At 39.2% G+C, this 19,999-nt stretch carries 13 protein-coding genes; 7 read left to right on the top strand and 6 right to left on the bottom strand.

The features are described from left to right. Window positions 1-40: 40 nt before the first annotated feature. Entirely contained in the window at window positions 41-511 is a 471-nt protein-coding gene (locus ABDV71_RS13575) for a hypothetical protein (RefSeq protein ID WP_343533443.1), read from the top strand. 258 nt (window positions 512-769) lie between these two features. Here ABDV71_RS13575 and ABDV71_RS13570 read toward each other — a convergent pair whose 3' ends face one another. The 3 genes from ABDV71_RS13570 to ABDV71_RS13560 form a co-directional block, all read right to left on the bottom strand. Then, window positions 770-2,089 (bottom strand): OmpA family protein, encoded by a 1,320-nt coding sequence (locus tag ABDV71_RS13570; RefSeq protein ID WP_343533441.1) that lies wholly within the window; start codon window positions 2,087-2,089, stop codon window positions 770-772. A gap of 386 nt (window positions 2,090-2,475) precedes the next feature. Continuing rightward, a complete protein-coding gene (gene ggt, locus ABDV71_RS13565) occupies window positions 2,476-4,209 on the bottom strand; it encodes a gamma-glutamyltransferase (protein WP_343533439.1) in 1,734 nt (577 codons plus the stop codon). Between the two features lie 10 nt (window positions 4,210-4,219). After that, complete coding sequence (locus ABDV71_RS13560; protein WP_343533437.1) at window positions 4,220-5,998, bottom strand: AMP-dependent synthetase/ligase; 1,779 nt, start codon at window positions 5,996-5,998, stop codon at window positions 4,220-4,222. 227 nt (window positions 5,999-6,225) lie between these two features. Between ABDV71_RS13560 and ABDV71_RS13555 the strand changes: the two genes are divergently transcribed. Continuing rightward, entirely contained in the window at window positions 6,226-6,702 is a 477-nt protein-coding gene (locus ABDV71_RS13555; protein WP_343533435.1) for a hypothetical protein, read from the top strand. Window positions 6,703-6,768: 66 nt separating this feature from the next. Here ABDV71_RS13555 and ABDV71_RS13550 read toward each other — a convergent pair whose 3' ends face one another. Further along, the gene (locus tag ABDV71_RS13550; protein WP_343533433.1) at window positions 6,769-8,589 is read right to left on the bottom strand and encodes a PDZ domain-containing protein; all 1,821 of its coding nucleotides are present in this window, start codon (window positions 8,587-8,589) and stop codon (window positions 6,769-6,771) included. Between the two features lie 317 nt (window positions 8,590-8,906). Between ABDV71_RS13550 and ABDV71_RS13545 the strand changes: the two genes are divergently transcribed. The 4 genes from ABDV71_RS13545 to ABDV71_RS13530 are packed head-to-tail and all read left to right on the top strand — an operon-like array spanning window position 8,907 to window position 15,316. After that, window positions 8,907-9,995: an efflux RND transporter periplasmic adaptor subunit gene (locus ABDV71_RS13545; RefSeq protein WP_343533431.1), complete on the top strand. Its 1,089-nt coding sequence runs from the start codon at window positions 8,907-8,909 to the stop codon at window positions 9,993-9,995. Window positions 9,996-9,997: 2 nt separating this feature from the next. Next, a complete protein-coding gene (locus ABDV71_RS13540; RefSeq protein ID WP_343533429.1) occupies window positions 9,998-13,114 on the top strand; it encodes an efflux RND transporter permease subunit in 3,117 nt (1,038 codons plus the stop codon). A gap of 5 nt (window positions 13,115-13,119) precedes the next feature. Then, window positions 13,120-14,433, top strand: a complete 1,314-nt coding sequence (locus ABDV71_RS13535; protein WP_343533427.1) for a TolC family protein — start codon at window positions 13,120-13,122, stop codon at window positions 14,431-14,433. Between the two features lie 19 nt (window positions 14,434-14,452). Further along, the gene (locus tag ABDV71_RS13530) at window positions 14,453-15,316 is read left to right on the top strand and encodes an N-acetylglucosamine kinase (RefSeq protein WP_343533425.1); all 864 of its coding nucleotides are present in this window, start codon (window positions 14,453-14,455) and stop codon (window positions 15,314-15,316) included. A gap of 4 nt (window positions 15,317-15,320) precedes the next feature. Here the strand turns inward: ABDV71_RS13530 and ABDV71_RS13525 are convergent, their stop codons facing one another. Both ABDV71_RS13525 and ABDV71_RS13520 read right to left on the bottom strand, forming a co-directional pair. Beyond that, window positions 15,321-15,533: a hypothetical protein gene (locus tag ABDV71_RS13525; protein WP_343533423.1), complete on the bottom strand. Its 213-nt coding sequence runs from the start codon at window positions 15,531-15,533 to the stop codon at window positions 15,321-15,323. A 204-nt stretch (window positions 15,534-15,737) separates the two neighbouring features. Next, on the bottom strand, window positions 15,738-16,154 hold the full coding sequence (locus ABDV71_RS13520) for a hypothetical protein (RefSeq protein WP_343533421.1): 417 nt from the start codon (window positions 16,152-16,154) through the stop codon (window positions 15,738-15,740). Between the two features lie 109 nt (window positions 16,155-16,263). Here ABDV71_RS13520 and ABDV71_RS13515 point away from each other — a divergent pair, with 109 nt between their 5' ends. Continuing rightward, window positions 16,264-19,998 (top strand): S8 family serine peptidase, encoded by a 3,735-nt coding sequence (locus ABDV71_RS13515; protein WP_343533419.1) that lies wholly within the window; start codon window positions 16,264-16,266, stop codon window positions 19,996-19,998. Window position 19,999 lies beyond the last annotated feature (1 nt).

The raw sequence follows: 19,999 nt of genomic DNA, 5'->3' as shown, positions 1-19,999 counted from the left end.
AAAAGAGTTTATTAACGTAAATAAATATAAAATGATGAAAATGAAACTTAGAAACTTTGCATGGGCCGTTTTGGCATTGCCAATGGCTTACAGTTGTAATCAAAGTGGCAACAAACAAACCGATGATCATGCGAGCAAAGCTGTAGCCGATACAGTGACCCAATGTTACACCTCAGCTTTTGAAGGTGATAGCGCGGTCATGAACATCAACATCATCGACAGTACAAAAGTCGAAGGTAAATTGGTCATCAACTATAAGGAAAAACCTCATAATGATGGTATTGTAAGAGGTGAGTTTAAAGGAGATACTTTATTTGTAGACTATACTTTTAAAACTGGCCAAAATCCTACAGAATTTTCAAATCCTTTGGCATTCATCAAAAAAGATGGCCATTTGAAAATGGGTGTCGGCATTATAGAAACTACCATGGGCAGGTCTTACTTTGCAAAGGACAAACCAATTAACTTTGAAAGGGGGAAATTTGATTTTGCTCCAACTGAATGTAAATAGCATCAACTCTTATAACTTGAGTCAACTCCGAACTTACTGGTAATTAACCTGTAAAACTGATGCTGAACTAAATTTGCTTCGCAGCTACTTTGTGATCAGCATGATGGAACGTTTATTTTGCGTCACCCTGAATTTATTTCAGGGTTGGTATACATAAAATAATTAAAAATTATAAGTCAGCGACATAACACAGATTTATAAACACAAAAAAGCCCCGCACATGCGAGGCTTTTTTTTTTCATAAGCAATTTGTATTTTCTAGTAAAGAGTAAACTCTACCCTTCTGTTTTGCTGACGACCTGCAGCAGTTTTGTTAGTTGCAATTGGTTGGTCTGGACCATAACCTGTTGCCTCTATACGTGAAGCGTTAGCACCTTGAGAAACTAAATAAGCTTTTACTGATTCTGCTCTTTCTTTCGATAAGCGCATGTTCAATTCTCTTGAGCCAGTGTTATCAGTATGGCCAGCTAATTTTAAGCTAAAGTTTTTCTCTACCAATAAAGCAGCTACTCTGTTTAAAGTTGCATAAGATTTAGAACGGATAGTTGCTTTACCTAAATCAAATTCAAGGTTGGCAATCGCATCTCTTACTACCTTACGATCAGCTTCAGTCACAATTACTTTCTCAGTAACTACTGGAGCAGGGATTTTAATAGGACATCCTGAACCATCTACCACAGTACCCGCAGGCGTGTTAGGGCATTTATCCAATTTATCAGCCACGCCGTCACCATCACTGTCTTTCAATAAGTCGTTCATTTCCGAACGTAATTTTGAATTTTCAGCTTTTTGCGCATCTAGGTCAGATTTAAGTGCATTTGCTGTGTTTTTAGCAGCCAAAGCCTCTTCATAAGTAGCGGCAGTTGGGCTAAAGAAAGCTAATTGTTTCCCTTTACCTAACGCAAACTCTAGACCTGCATAACCGTAGTTATACTTGTCGTTGCTACCTCTGGCATAGCCATCAAATTTGTCGCCATCAACAAAGTTGATGGTCCAACCTAAATCGAAGTTAATACCTTCAGATAAACGGAATTTCGCACCAACACCAACAGGAACAATCATTTTGTTAACCGCTGGCCCAGTAACTTCTGTACTAGATCCCGTAGCAACAGTAGTTGGCGCGTAATTTACAAAACCACCACCCGCCAAGGCATAAAGCGTTGCATTGTTGTGCTGATTGAACATGCTCCAGTTTACCATGTTAACCTGTGCACTTAAACTTGCCGAATACCTAAGATCAGTATTATAAGAAGCGATCGGGCTGGTATTTATCGTACCATCATTAAAAGTTTCAGAGTTGTCACCTCGAACTTTACCTCTCACTCCGTCTAAACGTAATGCGAAAGCAGGGCTAATTTGTTTTTTGATGTATAGACCGTAACCGAAACTAGTTTTCCAATTTGAGAAATCGTTTTGACCGCCCAAAGGAGAAATACCGGTTAAAGCACCAGCGTTTACACCAATTGACCAGGTTCTAAGAGCTGGTTTTTGGCCCGAAGTTTCTTGAGCTTGGGCACTGTTACCGATGATTAGTCCAGCTAATGCAATCGGAAAAATTTTTAAGAAATTTTGTTTCATAATATTGACTTTATAAGTATCTGTCAGACACCAAATCTTAGTCAATAGCTGTACCAACTCTTAGCCAACAGCAAAAAAACAAAACACAACAAACTGAAAAACAATAAATTAACAATAGTAACAAAAAAGTTAAAGAAAGAAAAAAAGTGTGTGGTTTGCTATACACTTTTAAAAAAAGGCAATAAAATAAACGGAAAAAGCAGGCATTTATTTTATGCCAATTTATAAATTATCTAAAAATTTAAAATAAAATTTCCATTTTGTAGATTCCATTCGATCAAGATGGGGAATGAATTTGTAAAAGAAATCCTCAGCATCTTGGAAAATACTGAAAAAAAGAGGTCAACATCCATTAACCTCTTTCTATATTTTATACAATCGTTTTATTACCATCCACCGGCAGTGTCATCTCCCCTGGGATCAGCCCCTGTTTGATAGATGCCTTTTTTAGTTACCAAAATGGCATCTACTCTTCCAATGCTGCCACGCTTATAAAAAGTATAACCTTTTGCTTCCAACTTTTGCTGGGCTTCGGGGGTTAATGTATTAGGTTCAATATCCACTCGATCAGGCAACCATTGGTGGTGGAATTTTTTGGCATTCACGGCCTCCTGCATATTCATTCCAAAATCTACCACGTTAACAATAGTTTGAAAAACGGAAGTCATAATGGTAGAACCTCCAGGTGTTCCAACTACCATTGCCAGTTTACCATCTTTTTCCAAAATGGTTGGCGTCATCGAACTTAGCATTCTTTTGTTTGGTGCAATAGCATTAGCTTCATACCCAACCAATCCAAAATAATTTGGAACTCCGGGCTTAACCGAAAAATCATCCATTTCATTATTTAAGAAAAATCCAGCCCCTTTTACCACCACATAGTTTCCATAGGAAGTATTAATAGTAGTAGTTAAAGATACAGCATTGCCATCTTTATCTACGACAGAAAAGTGTGTAGTTTGTTCGCTTTCTTTTCTGGCAAACTCTCCAGCTTGGATTTCGCTACTTGGCGTCGCTTTTGCCCAATTAAAATTAGCCATACGCTCCTTATTATACGCAGGCTCCAATAGCTGCTTTTGAGGAACTTTCCAAAAATCAGGGTCACCAAGGTGCTTTGCCCGATCAGCATATACTCTTCTCTCTGCTTCCACCATCACTTGCACCGTTGAATCGGCATTATGCCCCCATTTAGAAAGTGGAAACGGCTCCACCGACTGTAACAGCTGAACCAAAGCAATACCTCCGCTTGATGTTGGCGGCATGGTAACTACCTTATATCCTCTATAGCTACCAATAATAGGCGTTCTCCAAGCGGCATGATAATTTTTCAGGTCCTCTTTGGAAATCAATCCTCCGCCCCTTTTCATTTCTTCTACAATATAGTTGGCTACTTCACCTTCATAAAAACCCGCTCTGCCTTTATCTCGAATCAATTTCATCGTGTTTGCCAATTCAGTTTGAACCAATAAGTCGCCTGCTGCCCATTCCCCATCTTGTTTAATAAATACCGTACCCAAAGGATTAAACTGTTTGAACTTGTTTTGCAACCTATTTAACTCATTAGCTTGTTGTTTAGTAATTTTAAATCCATTGGCAGCTAATTGATAGGCTGGCTCAACCAAATCGGCCCATTTCAGTTTACCATATTTTTTATGCAGCTCTACCATTCCGGCAACCGTACCTGGTACACCAGCCGCTAAATGTCCTTCTTTACTCTTTTCAGAGATGGCATCGCCATTGGCATCCAAATACATGTCTTTAGAAGCTAGTGCGGGTGCTTTTTCTCTAAAATCCATAGAATTAAGTTCCCCCTTGGCAGATCTATAGATTAAAAAGCCCCCGCCGCCAATATTACCAGCATTTGGGTATACTACTGCCAATGCAAACTTTACCGCTACGGTAGCATCAACCGCATTACCTCCTTTTTTAAGGATTTCGACACCTACTGCTGTGGCCTCTGGATGGGCTGATACTACAGCGCCTTTTTTAAATTCTAAAGCTTTTCCTGCCTTTTTCGAATCAGCATTTGACAGGAATTCAAATGCTTTTACATCTTTTTCTACCTGAGCCTTCGCCTGGTTAAAATTTAACAGTAATACCATGGCGAGCCATTTGCTCATTTTAATCCTTCTATTTAGTTTCTGGATGATAGTTTTCTGCATCTTTATATATTTTCTCAATAATTTCTTTGTTCTTTTCCAAAATCACTTTACGTTTCAAACTTAGTTTTGGCGTTAGTTCACCCCCATCAATACTCCATTCTTTAGGCAACAGCGCGAATTGTTTTACCTGTTCCCATTTACCAAATTCCTTATTGGCTTCATCAATTAACTTTCGAAATTTCTCGTGCACCTCTTTATTCTCTACAATGGTTTCGTTACTGCCATATTCAATACCCTTCACTTTGCACCAACCTTTTAAGGTTTCAAAATTTGGCACGACCAATGCTGCTGGGAATTTTCTATTTTCGCCCAAAACCATGATTTGTTCAATAAGCGGTGCTTCCTTAATTTTGTTCTCAACCATCTGTGGTGCTACATACTTGCCACCCGCTGTTTTAAACATTTCTTTTTTCCTATCGGTAATTTTCAGATAACCATCTGTAAGCTCACCAATATCGCCAGTATGAAACCAACCATCTGCATCTACGTTTTCACTCGTTAAATCAGGTCTATTGTAATATCCTTTCATTACATTATGGCCTTTCACTAATATCTCGCCATCTTCAGCAATTTTCACCTGTACGCCTTCAATAGGCTTTCCAACGGAACCAAATTTAATAGCGTCAAAATGGTTTACCGATATTACTGGAGAAGTTTCAGTAAGACCATACCCCTCAAAAACAGGCAAACCCGCCGCCCAAAACACCTTTGCTAAGCGAGGATTTAGGGCAGCTCCCCCAGAAATGATCACTTGAATATTTCCTCCAAGTGCTTCCTGCCATTTTTTAAACACTAATTTTCTGGCGACACCTAATTTAAAGGTATACCACCAACTTTTTTCGATATCGTATTGCTCCGCCAAACTTAACGACCAAAAGAAAATCATTTTCTTAATACCTGTTAAGGCTTTCCCTTTCTCTACTATTTTATCATAGACTTTTTCCAAGAGCCTAGGGACCGTTGAAAAACCACTTGGCTTCACAAATTGTATATCTGCCACAATTGTGTCCATACTCTCGGCATAATAAACTGCAATGTTTAAATAGACATAAAGGTAATGAATCATTCTTTCGAAAATATGCGACAAGGGCAGAAAACTAAGGGCATGGGTAACGTTTGGGGGTAAAAGCACTGCCGACATCTTGAAGTTCTGCACCAAATTATCATGGGTGAGCATTACGCCTTTAGGTGTCCCCGTAGTTCCTGAGGTATAAATAATGGTCAAAATATCTTCTGGACTAACGGCTGCCCTATATTGTTCTAAATCCACTGCTGAATTTTGCTTTCCTACTTCTACCAACTCTTCCCAACAGGCTACTCCTTCAACCTTATTAAAGCTATAGATTTTCACTTCATGTTTCACCTCGGCAATCACCTTTTTTACTTTATTGTAAAGTTGATCATCGGCTACAAAGATCACGGTGATTTCAGCATCTTCTATGATAAATTTGATATCATGCTCAGCCAATGTTGGATAAAGGGGAATTTGATAAGCTCCGAGCTGCAAAATAGCATAGTCGCAGATGTTCCATTCTGGTCTATTTGCAGACATAATAGCCACCCTAGATCCTTTTCCTATGCCAAGAGTCGTTAGTCCCCGGCTCACATGGTCAGTCAACTCACAAAATTTTTGTGTACTGTATTTGCGCCACTCGCCATTTATTTTTCCGCTGACAAACTCATCTTTAGAAAATTTTTCTAGATTATATTTTAGGAGGTCGAAAACTCTCGTTACTGATACTGACATACGATTGATATTTATATTGGCTAATCCTGAAAAACAGCCTTTTGTAGCTGTAGAACATCCTAATTTAGGATTTTTAAATGAAGTTTATACTATGCAAGCATAATTATTTTACACCTAATTGGTTTTATCAGAAAACAAAAAAACTGCTCTATTGTTGTTTTAAATGTACAAAAGGCACAGAAGTTGATAAGCGTGCTCTTATATATTAAACAACAATTAACATTTTTATGAAAAAATTACTTTTTACTATTATCGCTGGCGTTGCCTTTTTTGCTATGAACTTATCTAATGCAAATGCACAAAGTTACAAGACGGCCTTGGGTTTAGGTCTTGACTTCGGTAACGGTTCTACTTTGGTTGGTCCTTCAATCAAGCATTTTTTTAGTGCTACAGGCGCAGGACAAGCTGAAGTTTTATTTGGTGGACACAGCACTCGTTTGCAAGCTTTCTATCAATACCATGGTGCCATTAATGGTGCCCAAGGCTTAAAATGGTATGTAGGTGGTGGTCCAGGTTTAAATTTCTTTAGTGCTGGAGGTTATAGCCACACTAATTTTTTATTGATTCCACAAGCTGGTTTAGATTTTAAAATTCCAGGAGCACCTATTCAAATGGGTTTTGACTGGAGACCAACTGCTTGGATTGGCGACAATTCTGATTTCGAAGCAGGAAGATTTGGTTTTGGTTTTAGATTTACTTTCTAATCGCAAAACAAAGTAACTAAACAAAAAGGGCAGCCAATGGCTGCCCTTTTTGTTTATAAGACTATCTTAAACACCCATCCAGCGTTTTCTTACCGCCAGTTGTTGCGCAGTAGCATTTTCATTATAGCTAGCTTTTATGCGCACGTTAGGGCTTTCTTTTAGGGTTAAAGAAATTTTCTTTTCCATCCCATCACGCTTCACCGTTACTTCTACTACATCCCCCACTTGCTTTTTGGCAATAGTTGGCAAGGCTTCCAAAGTAAGTCCTGGATTTGGCAATTTGATGTTGCGCATTTCTTCGTTAATGCTTGAACCGTCTAACGCCAAAATTTCATCATTAACGTTTAATCCTTGAATCCAAGCTGGTGAATTTCTAGAAACACCACTAATATTTACACTTCTTGTAACCGACAATGTCGTTCCAGTATACGGCTTATTTGGTGAAGCGATTTCTGCCTTGGCATCAATTCCGGCATATGCAAAAAACTTTTCAAAGTCGATGTCATCTACACCATCAATATATTTTGCCCAAAAATTGGTAAAGCTTATTCCGCTAATTTTCTCTACCATCGCTTTGAATTCGGCATCGGTATAGCCTCTTTTCTGAACTTTTCCTTGCTCATACATGGCTTTCATCACGTCGTCCAAACTTTTAGCACCTTTAGTAGCATTCGCAATTTCCAAATCCATCAACATTCCTACCACTTCACCTTTGCTATAGTAAGAGATGGAACTGTTTTTTGAGTTTTCATTAGGACGATAGCCTATGATCCAAGCATCAAAACTAGAAGATGAAGCCGACTGGAATTTAGATCCAGGAGTGTTAATTACTGTTCCTAATCCACCAATAAGATCATTCAAGAAAGTAGTTTGATTGGTAGCACCAGCCCTAATCAATAACTTGTTTTCATAATATGAAGTAAATCCTTCGGCAGTCCAAAGATTGGTCGTGTAGTTTTCGTTATCATAATCAAACGGTCCTAAAGCAATTGGACGAAGTCTCTTTACGTTCCATAAGTGGAAATATTCGTGAGCTACTAATGAAAGGAAACTTTTGTAGCCTCTTTCAGACCCATATGCATTTCTACTTGCACCTAGCACGGTTGAATTTAAATGCTCTAAGCCACCGCCGCCTTGCGCATAGTTATGAACAATAAAGGTGTAGTGTTTATTGGGGTTTTCACCAAAAATTGCGGTGCCTTGCTCCACAATTTTAGCCATGTCTACTTTTAAACGCTCTTTATCGTAATTACCGCCGCCGTACATGGCCACCTCATGTTTTACACCTGAAGCCATAAATTCAAAAATATCCTGATTACCCACTTCTATCGGGCTATCAAACAGGATATCAAAATCTGACGCATGATAAGTGAATTTTTGTCCAGCCACTGGTTCTAAACCAGTGCTCACCTTATCCCATTTACCAAAAGGCACAATTTTTACGGTGCTTGGATTTTTGATCATTCCAGCTGGATACATGAAAATACCCGCCGAAGAAAGAAAGGCATGGGACTCATCGATGAATGCTGTACGTACCGAGATTTCAAAAGCATAAACTCTATAGTTAACTTTTAGGGCTGCTGCTTTGGCATTATAAACCCTCCAAGTGTTTTTGGTTACCTTTTGCACTTTGGCAGGCTTACCATTAATGGTAGCAGTAAAGCTTTCTACATTTTTACCAAATTCACGCACCAAATAAGAACCTGGTGTCCAAACAGGCATTTTCAAATCTACATAATCTTTTGCGGCAATGCCCGACATGTTCATTTCTACCTCTGCATAGTGTGCCTGGGGCTCTTTAAAAGACACCTCAAAGCCAATTTTAACCTGCGATTTAGCTGCCATAGTTAATGTTAGCAACAATGCTGCTCCTAGGATTTTTTTCATTTAATAGTTAATAGTTTCACAATGATAAAGAACCAAAACCACTTTGTCGATTGATTCTTTAATTTACATTTTCTGCTGGTATAACAAAGGGGTTCAAATCCATAAGAATACCAAGCGTATTGGCACAAAAATAGAATTTAAAACTTCTTTCCTCAATGTTTATCCTCAAAGCGCTGTAACATAGTTAGTACATCTTAGTAATGGTGAAACAATTAGATATTTTTGTTTGTATTCACTTCGCAATTTTTGAGCATAGTAGCTTAAACTGAAGACGACATAAACCATTTAAAATTCTATACCGAATACAAACTATTAAGATGAAAAAAAGGTATATATTCTATTTTGTATTGGCACTTGGATTGGCCTATCTTGTTTATTACAGAATTACTGAAAATAAAAAAATTGAAGGTGGAGGACCAAGCGGTGCAGGCCCTGGAAAAGGTGGAAAAGGCAAAGGAGGAGCTCCCTTAAATGTAGATGGAATTATAGCCACAACCAGTGATTTCTCTAGCAATTTAGATATTACCGGAAGTATCGAAGCCAACGAAGCCGTTACGTTGAGAAGCGAGGTTTCTGGATTGGTTACTGGTATTTATTTCAAAGAGGGCAGTAATGTAAGTAAAGGTACAACCTTGGTTAAAATCAATGATCGAGATATACAAGCTCAGCTTAGAGAAGTAGTCACAAGGGAAAACCTGTCGGCAAGTAATGAAAACAGGGCCAAGCAATTATTGGCAAAGGGCGCCATTAGTCAAGAGGAATACGACACCTCTTTGGCCGAATTGCAAGCTTTGAAATCGCAAGTGCAATTAATCAGAGCACAGCTTGCCAAAACGACCATTATAGCACCTTTTAGTGGCAAAGTGGGCTTGCGCAACATTTCGGTGGGCGAATATATTACCCCTAGCACCACCATCGCGAATTTGTTAAGTACCAATCCGGTAAAAATCAGTTTCTCCATCCCTGAAAAATACGTTTCGCAACTAAAACCAAATAGCAATATTTCATTTACCATTGATGGTAGCAATAAAACTTTCTCCGGAAAAGTATTCGCTATAGAACCAGGTATTAACCAAACTACAAGAACCTTACAAATTAAAGCCTTGGCACAAAATGCCAGCGGTGAATTACTTCCTGGTTCGTTCGCCAAAGTAAAGCTATCGTTATCGACTATCAAAGATGCCATATTAATCCCAACGGAAGCTGTGATTCCTGTACTTAAGGGCAAAGTGGTTTATATTGCCAAAAATGGCAAGGCTCAACAGGTGCCTGTGGAGACTGGAACCAGAACAGCAGATAAAATTTTAGTGCTTTCGGGGCTGAACGTTGGAGACACCATACTCACCACAGGTGCAATGGCCCTAAAACCTGATGCAGATGTGAAAGTTAAAATAGCCAAAAAGTAAATATGAGTATTTCAACCACCAGTATAAAAAGGCCAGTTTTGGCCATTGTGATGAATCTCATCATTATCCTGTTTGGGGTAATTGGCTACAACTTTTTGGGTATTAGGGAATATCCCTCTATTGACCCTTCTATCATTTCGGTGCGAACCTCGTACCCGGGCGCAAACTCCGACATTATCGAATCTCAGATTACCGAGCCCTTAGAAAAATCCATCAACTCCATTGATGGGATAAGGAACATTACTTCGTCAAGCAACCAAGGAACCAGTAATATTACGGTCGAATTTAACCTTGGAAAAGATATCGATGTAGCGGCTAATGACGTCCGAGACAAGGTATCTCAAGCAGCCAGAAATTTACCCAAAGATATTGATGGTTTACCTATTGTAAGTAAAGCCGACGCCAATTCGGACGCGATTATCTCCATGACCATTCAAAGTGACAAACGTGGCGTGACCGATTTGAGTGATTTTGCAGAAAACGTAATTGCCGATAGGATACAAACCATACCGGGTGTAAGCAGTATGCAGATACAAGGGCAGCGTAAATATGCCATGCGGATCAGGATTGACCCTTCCAAATTGGCTTCCTATGGACTTACTTCTCAAGATATTGTAACCGCATTAGACCGAGAAAACGTAGAACTTCCTTCGGGCAAACTAACTGGTGCTTCCACTGAGCTTACCGTAAAAACACTTGGAAAGCTTGCCAACGCTGAGCAGTTCAACAATTTAATCATCAAGGCCGATAGTAGCAATGTAGTAAAGCTTCAGGATGTAGCTGTTGCTGAGATTGGTTCTGAAAATGAGGAGACAGTATTACGCGAATCCGGAAAGCCCATGGTGGCAGTTGGGGTAATTCCTCAACCCGGAGCCAACTACTTAGACATTAGCAAAGAGTTCTACAAAAGATTTGAGAAGTTACAAGCCGATATGCCAAGCGATATTAAGCTAAAAGTTTCGCTTGATACTACTCAATTCATCAAAAGATCGGTAACCGAAGTAGCAGAAACTATTTTAATTTCACTGGTACTGGTAATCCTTATCATCTATCTTTTCTTTAGAGATTGGGGTATTGCTTTTAGACCACTGATAGATATTCCGGTGTCCTTAATCGCTACTTTTTTCATTATGTATATTTTTGGTTTTTCCATTAATGTACTGACGTTGTTGGCTATTGTTTTAGCGACAGGTTTGGTAGTTGATGATGGAATTGTGGTTACAGAGAATATCTTCAAAAAAGTGGAGGAAGGTTTATCTCCTATTGAAGCAGCCATTAAAGGCTCTAACGAAATTTTCTTTGCTGTAATTTCTATTTCTATCACCTTAGCAGCGGTGTTCTTACCGGTAATTTTTCTGCAGGGTTTTGTAGGGCGATTATTTAGGGAATTTGGGGTCACCATTGGTGCAGCGGTATTAATTTCAGCTTTTGTATCGTTGACGCTGACGCCAATGTTAAATGCGTATTTGATGAAAAAAGGAGGCCATAAACCTTCTAAATTTTATCGATTAACAGAACCTTATTTTATCAAATTAAACGAAGGCTATCAAACCAATCTAGAGAAATTCCTTAAACGCCGTTGGTTGGCAGCCCCAATTATTTTGGTTTGCGCAGGCCTGATCTTCCTTTTTTGGAAAGTATTGCCCAAGGAAACAGCACCGTACGATGATAGAAGTGCGATTAATATGAGCGTTAGTACTCCCGAGGGTACTTCTTTTGCCTACACAGATAGGTTTATGATGAAGATTAACCAGATGGTTCTGGATTCAATACCAGAAAAAAATGTTAATATCACCATTACTTCTCCAGGTTTTGGGGGTGCGGGCTCTACCAACTCGGGCTTTGTGAGAATGGGCTTAGTTGACCCTGGAGAGAGGAAGAGAAGCCAAAAAGAAATAGCAGAACAGCTTACTAAAATTACCCGTAAATATACCGAAGGGAAAGTAACCGTTACCCAACAGCCTACCATTTCTGTAGGGCGGAGAGGCGGCTTACCCATCAGTTACATTATTCAGGCGCAAAACTTTGAAAAGCTTCGTGAGAAAGTGCCTCAATTTATGGAAGAAGTATCGCAAGATCCAACTTTCACTACCTCTGACGTAAACCTTAAATTTAATAAGCCAGAAATTAATCTTACCATTGATAGAGACAAGGCCAAAAACCTTGGTGTTTCTATTGTGGATATTGCCCAAACCTTACAACTTGGTTTAAGCGGACAACGTTTCTCTTATTTCTTTATGAACGGCAAGCAATATCAGGTAATTGGGCAGTTTGACGTAAGCAATAGAAAAGACCCATTGGATTTAAGCTCGGTATACGTACGAAATAATAAAGGTCAGTTGATCCAGCTCGACAACTTGGTAACCGCTAAGGAAGAAAGTAGTCCGCCACAACTGTATCGAAATAACAGGTTCATTTCGGCCACGGTTTCTGCTGGCTTAGCTCCTGGAAGAAGTATTGGCGACGGTATTGAGGCTATGGATAGGATTGCGGCCAAAGTACTCGATGAAAGTTTCACCACCGATCTAAGTGGTGAATCGAGAGATTTTAAAGAAAGTTCATCTAACACCATGTTTGCTTTCGGATTGGCGCTTTTACTGGTCTATCTTATTTTAGCAGCGCAGTTCGAAAGTTTTAAAGACCCTATTATCATTATTTTAACGGTACCAATGGCTGTTGCAGGCGCGTTTTTATCTCTATGGTTATGCGGACAAAGTTGGAATATTTTTAGTCAAATTGGTACTATTATGCTCATTGGCTTGGTAACCAAAAACGGTATTTTAATTGTTGAGTTTGCCAACCAGCTTAAAGAACAAGGGAAATCTGTACAGGAAGCTATTAGAGAAGCCGCTGTTTCAAGGCTGCGTCCAATTTTAATGACCAGTTTGGCTATTGCCATTGGAGCATTGCCTATTGCAATGGCCTTGGGTGCAGCTGCTAAAAGCCGTATGAGCATGGGAACGGTAATTATTGGGGGAACGCTTTTCTCATTAATATTAACCCTTTTTGTAATTCCAGCCATCTACTCCCTTTGGTCAAAAGAGCATAAAGAAAATACAGACCTCAAGCAATCGCTAGCAGCGGCATTGGCCGATGAAGAAAAACCGAAAAACCAATAGTGAAAATGAAAATCAAATCATACATATACGCAACGTTCACGATTTGCCTTTGTAGTATTTCATCGGTTTTTGCACAAGAAAAACTGACTTTACAGGAAGCAATCAGCATTGCACTACAAAATAACTACGATATTAAACTGGTTAAAAATGAAGTAGAAATAGCAAAGAATAACTCCAATTGGGGCAATGCGGGTATGCTTCCTATAGTTACTGGCGATTTTTCTACCGGAGGCAGTAGACAGAACACGGTACAAACCCAAGCCAGTGGCACCGAAAGAAGAATCAACGGAGCTAGAAATAGCAACATGGGCTATGGTTTCGGCATTAACTGGACGGTATTCGACGGCTTCAGCATGTTTGCCAACTACGAACGCCTAAAGACTTTGGAACAACAGGGCCAAAAGAACGTGAATACGCAAATTCTCAATACCATTACCGAAGTACTTTCTGCCTACTACAACATGGCCAAGCAACAACAATTAGTGATTGCGGCTGATAGTACCATTGATGTTTCAGCACTACGTTTACGCATAGCAGATAGTAAGCTAAAAATAGGGCGTGGCTCAAAACTGGATGTCGTGGCAGCACAGGTAGATTATAATACCGATACATCTACCTACCTTCAACAAAAAAATCTACTGAATAACTATATGGTAGCATTAAATAGGCTTTTGGCCAGAGATATTACTACCAAATTTTCAGTGGATAACATTTTTGACATCGACGCAAACCTCAACTACACTACACTCTCCTCTCAACTTGAACAGCTAAACCCAACTTTGCAAAGTGCTATTCTTAACCAAAAGGTGGCAGAATTAAGCTTGAAACAGATTCAGGGAAACCGCTATCCACAAATTAGTCTTAACAGTGGTTATGATTTCAATAAAAGCGAATCCCCTACTGGCTTTAACACCCAATTTAGGGCCCGTGGCTTCAGCTATGGATTAACTGCTAGCATCAATATCTTTAATGGCTTTTTACAGCGTCAAAACGAGCGCAATGCCAAAATAAACATTAGCACGGCGAAAACACAAGTGGAGCAAACCAAACAAAATCTTGTTGCGCAGCTTACCGAAGCTTATCAAGACTATACTACTTTTTTGGAGCTGGTTAAATTAGAGCAGGGAAATGTGAATCTGGCCAATCAAAATTTGGATATTACCCTAGAAAAATACAGACTTGGAAATATTACACCATTGGAATTACGTGAAGCCCAAAGAAATGCTATTAATGCCAACAATAGGTACCTAGAAATAAAATATCAAGCAAAATTGTCGGAAATCTACTTAAAACAGATTAGTGGCACGTTAAATTTGTAATATTTTTTTATTTTAGAGCATGATTTTAGTTGCAGATAGCGGCTCGTCCAAAACAGACTGGATGGCCTACAGCCCGAGCGAAACACTTTCATTCAGCACACAAGGTATTAATCCTTATTTTGCAAATGCTCAAGATGTGGTAAGAATACTTTCTAAGAACAAAGATATTTCAGCCATTGCAAGTCAAGTTAAGGAAGTTTATTTTTTTGGTGCAGGATGTTTAAACCCTGATAAACACGAGATTATTTCCAATGGTCTTTCCTCATTTTTCAAAAATGCCTTTATCAGTGTAGACCATGACCTGTTAGGTTCGGCTTATGCTACCTGCGGTGATAAAAAAGGCCTAGCCTGTATTTTAGGAACAGGTTCAAATATTGCTTATTATGACGGTCAAAACGTTTATAATGGCAAACACGGCTTAGGCTACATTTTAGGTGATGAAGGTTCTGGCACTTACTTCGGCAAAAAAATGCTGATTTCATTTCTCCATAAAACTATGCCGGCTGATCTGAGAGAAATTTTTGAAGAAACTTTTCAGATTACCAAAGACATTGTGGTCGAAAACATTTACCAAAAGCCTTTCCCTAACTCATACCTTGCTACTTTCAGTAGGTTTATGGTTCATCATAGGCAACATCCTTTCATCCAAAAAACCTTAAGAGATGGTTTCCAAGAGTTTATAGATTCAAATGTTAAGGATTATAAGAATTACAAAACCTTAGAATGCAATTTCGTAGGCTCTATTAGCTACTATTATCAAGAAGAATTAAGAGCTGTATTTGCAGAAAACAATCTTAGAATTGGCAAAACGTTGCAAAAACCGATAGAAGGTATCTTCGAGTATATCTTAAAAAGAGAAGGGATATTAGAGAAAGCCGGTTAGCGTTCTAAGCGGCTTCTGAGTTTTTATTTTGTTTACGTTTATCGTAAACTTTTTTCATACCATAAGCTACGCCAGCTGCAACCAAAATACCTACACCTCCATCTATTGGTACCGGGTAGTCTGTTATATCATCATTAGGTGAATCGTTAGGATTACTGGGCCCAGGATCTTCTGACTCAACTTGAGCTACCACATAATTACTGACAGAGACTGCCAAAACAACTAGAAAAAAAGCCTTGTAAATTGTTTTTGTTATGTTATACCTCACAAATCCTAAAGTTATGAATTAGTCGGCTATCGCCATCTTATAAATATGTCTGCAATTATAGATTTTTTTAATTGAAAAAAAGAATTTTTCTGATAAAAAATACTCTTTACAACTCTAAAAATCAGTTTATTACTAACGTCTACAAAACTACTTTTAATAGGCCGCTTTATAATTGACATTAATATCGAGCTTAACCTTTTGTCCGGCCACAATTTCGACGGTATTGATCTCCCCCTCTCCGTTGAAACTATTCGCAAAAAAGCTGTTCTTTTCTTCTATCGTAAAAATTGAATATTTCCCGGGCGGCAATTCACATTGATAAAAGCCTTTGGAATTAGACTTGATGGCTTTCACCAATTGGGCGTTGATTTTCGTAAATAGAGGTGCTTGTCCTTCTACGTCCTTAAACGTAGCGACCTTATAGATATTGATTTGTTTTTCAACAGCTCTTCCGCCGTTAGCCTTGGGCTCATCTGGCGAAGGCATCATGTTACCCTGCACCCAATAAACATAACCGTATACGCCTTGCTTAATACTAGGCCTAGCATTATTTTGTAACGTACAACTCATCAACAAGAACATTGAACATAAAATTGTTATATTTTTTTTAATGTAAGTCATCTAATTATGCTTAAAATTGTTCCTCAAAATAATCATTTATTTAGATTTAATAAAATTTATGCCCCGCAGCGTTAAAATAGGATTGTCGTTCTCTATTTATATCAGTATTTTATGCTATTTACCTTTCTATTCATATGCTCAAGCTGATCAGCGCAATCAAACGAATACCGCATTTTTAAAGGAAAATTCTATTGCGCTAGAAAAAATAGAAAATACGAAGCTAACTAAGGCATTTTCGTTGGCACTGGAAAAAGGTTGGGAAACATTTGGAATAACTAAAGAAGGAAAAGTTTTCACCCTACATGGTGTTGACGATTTTGGCATGCCCTTATATAAAATCACAGACAATAATTCTGTCTCTGCGGCAACCATTAATACAAATAGGCTTTACACCGGAGGCTCTTTAGGGCTCAATTTAAGTGGAAGCACCCTGCCAATTAACAAGGTTGCCATTTGGGATGGCGGTGCTGTTTTAGCCTCACACACTGAATTCGAAAACAACAGAGTGGAAGTAAAAGACGGTGTTAGCGGTAGTTCTATGCATGCAACTCACGTTGCAGGCACCATGATGGCGTCTGGCAAAAATCCAAATGCTAGAGGCATGGCATTTGGCCTCCCAAAACTCCTTTCTTTCGATTTCAACAACGACAATTCAGAAATGTCCAGTTATGCGGCTTCGCTACTACTTTCCAACCATTCTTATGGAGTTATTGCTGGCTGGTACGAAAATACCAGTGCTATTCCAAATAGGTGGGAGTTTAGAGGGCAGGCTGGAGCAACTGAGGACTACAAATTTGGGTATTATGATAGCGATGCAAAAGAGTGGGATAGAATTTGCTATAACGCACCTTTCTACCTACCCGTTAAATCGGCTGGGAACTACCGCAATGACAATGGTCCTCCCGTTGGCACAACTTACTATAGGTATAATGCAAGCGGCAGTATGGTAAATGCAGGTCCACGTCCAGAAGGCATATCCAACAATGATGGTTATGATATATTAGGAACTTACTCGGTAGCAAAAAATGTAATGACTGTAGCTGCAGTAAATCCCTTGCCTTACGGAACAGTAACGCCAACCGACATTATCATTTCTTCTTTTAGTGCTTGGGGCCCCACAGATGATGGAAGGATTAAACCTGATATTGCTGCCGATGGTGTAAGTGTTACCTCTACGAGCAACACTAGCAATCAATCATACACTACTCTTTCAGGCACTTCTATGTCTGCGCCGAGTGTAACAGGGTCTTTGGTATTATTGCAAGAGCTTTATTACCAAAAAAATAATGCCTTTATGCGTGCATCAACCTTAAAAGGCTTAACCATAGGTACTGCAAGCGAAGCTGGTGCAACTCCTGGCCCCGATTATATTTTTGGATGGGGCTTAATGAATAGTGAGAGCGCCGCAAAAGCAATCTTAAATAATGGGACTAAAAGTTTAATTGCCGAACGCATATTAGCTCAGGGCAATACCGAAACGTTCAATGTAGTGGCCTCTGGAGATGGCCCACTCATTGCCACCATTTGCTGGACCGACCCAGAAATTGATGTAATACCGGTTGCTAATGCCCTTAATAACCCCACACTAAGATTAGTAAACGATTTAGATATGAGAACTAGTGATGGAACTGATACATTTTTCCCTTGGATTTTAAATCCTGCAACCCCATCAGCTGCGGCGACAAAAGGTGATAATTTTAGGGACAATGTAGAGCAGATTTATATTGCCAATGCTGTTCCAGGTAAAACCTACAGCATCAACATTAATCATAAAGGCACTTTACAAAGAGGGGCACAGGCATACTCGTTAGTGGTTACAGGTGTTGGAGGCAACCCATATTGCACCTCAAGTCCCCTATCTTCAAACGACTCCAAAATAAACAGTCTAAGCATTGCTAATATCAACTACACCGCATTAGCGGGATGCACATCTTATCAGGATTTTACCCAGCAAACCATTGAGTTGGAGAAGGCAAAAACCTACCCTTTAAATATTTCCTTAGGTACTTGTGGGAATAACTTTAACAAAGTTGCCAAGGTTTTTATAGATTGGAATAGCGATGGCGACTTTAATGATGCAAATGAGCTGGTAGCCACCAGTGGAGTAATCAATGCCACTGGATTATTCACCGCAAATATTACCGTACCTTCAACGGTGAACATCAACAATTTTTCGCTGCTAAGGGTTGTACTCAGCGAAACCAACGATGCTACGACTGTTTTATCCTGCGGAAATTATGCAAAAGGTGAAACGCAAGATTATAGGGTGAAATTCCTCAACGTAACTACCGACGTTGGTATCTCCGCAATCAAAGAATCACTGACCAAGTGTGCAAATCCTCAACAAATGGTTAGTGTAGTGATTCGCAACTTTGGCACCCAGAATATTTCCAACATTCCAGTAACCGTTATGGTTAAAGATGGCAACACTACTATTGCCTCGCTGAATGGGACTTTCGTAAATACGATTAAACCTTCGGAAGAAAGAGAATTTACCTTGCCAGGGTTTTATGCTGCACAGAGTGGAAAAATCTATACAATTACCGCTAAAACTAACTTGGCTACAGACTTTATTGCTACTAATGACGAAAACACCAAAACGGAGCAAATTAACTTACCACCTGTTGTAAATGGTCAAGCAGCATTTTATTGTGATGATAGCAAACAGTACCAATTGACAGCTAATGGTGATGGCGTTATTTATTGGTATAAAGATGCTACCGAAACTACACCGTTTGCTAGTGGAAATAACATTAACACCACTATTGCTCCTATTAACGGAAAGTTTTACGCAGGCTTAAATGAATACAGTAACACTTTTGGGCCTAAAAACAAGTATGAAACCAGGCTTGGGGGAGGTTCTTACCTGCAAACAAGCGGAGGCGTACTTGTACGTACTTTTGCGCCTGCAATCCTAGAAAGTGCCCGTTTGTATATTGGTCATTCGGGAACAATTAGATTTTATGTTAAAGATAGCCAAGGCATGGAAATTTCGAGCAGCACTATTAAAGTAACTGCTACAAGAAGTACTCCTGTTGTTGGAAATGCCGCGGATGACTTAACTGACCAAGGTCAGGTTTATACTTTAAATCTTAAATTTCCTACGGCAGGCAATTACAGCATCCATACAGAATATGAGGATGATGCTACCATTTTCAGGAATAACACAGTGCCTCGTTCTATTTATCCGCTAAGTTCACATCTTGATGTGTTCAATATTATAGGGAATGATGTAAGCAGCCCAAGCTCATTTTATTACTACTTCTATGATGTTAAAGTAAGAGCATTTGGCTGCCTTGCTGATCAAAGAATGGAAGTTCCATTAACAACCGTAGGCATTACTAAACAGGGGAATATTTTGGTTTCAAGTGCTGCCACAGGCAACCAGTGGTATTTAAATGGAGTTAAAATTGAAGGAGCCACTTCGCAAACTTATCAACCAACTATACCGGGAAGATATCAGGTCTCCTCGGGTTTTAGCAGTAACTGCAATTCTTTTTCGAGCGAACTTTTGTATCTGCCAAGTGATAAAGATGATAACGAGATAAGGCTTAAGGTATTTCCAGTTCCGGCGTCAAAAGATTTGACAGTGGCCTTTGAAGTCCTGGAAGCAAAAACCATAACGGTAAGCATCGCAAATATCATCGGGCAAAAGGTTTATGAACAAAGCAAGGGAACCCGTACCGGAACAATCATCGACCAGATAGATGTTTCTAAACTGGCTTCGGGTACTTATGTTCTAAGTATAAAGGTAGGTGATAGGATTTATACTGAAAAAATCATTGTTATTTAAC

It is taken from the genome of Pedobacter sp. (assembly GCF_039594775.1).
In the GTDB taxonomy this organism is placed as follows: Bacteria; Bacteroidota; Bacteroidia; order Sphingobacteriales; family Sphingobacteriaceae; genus Pedobacter.
This window is presented reverse-complemented; position numbering and strand designations above follow the sequence as displayed.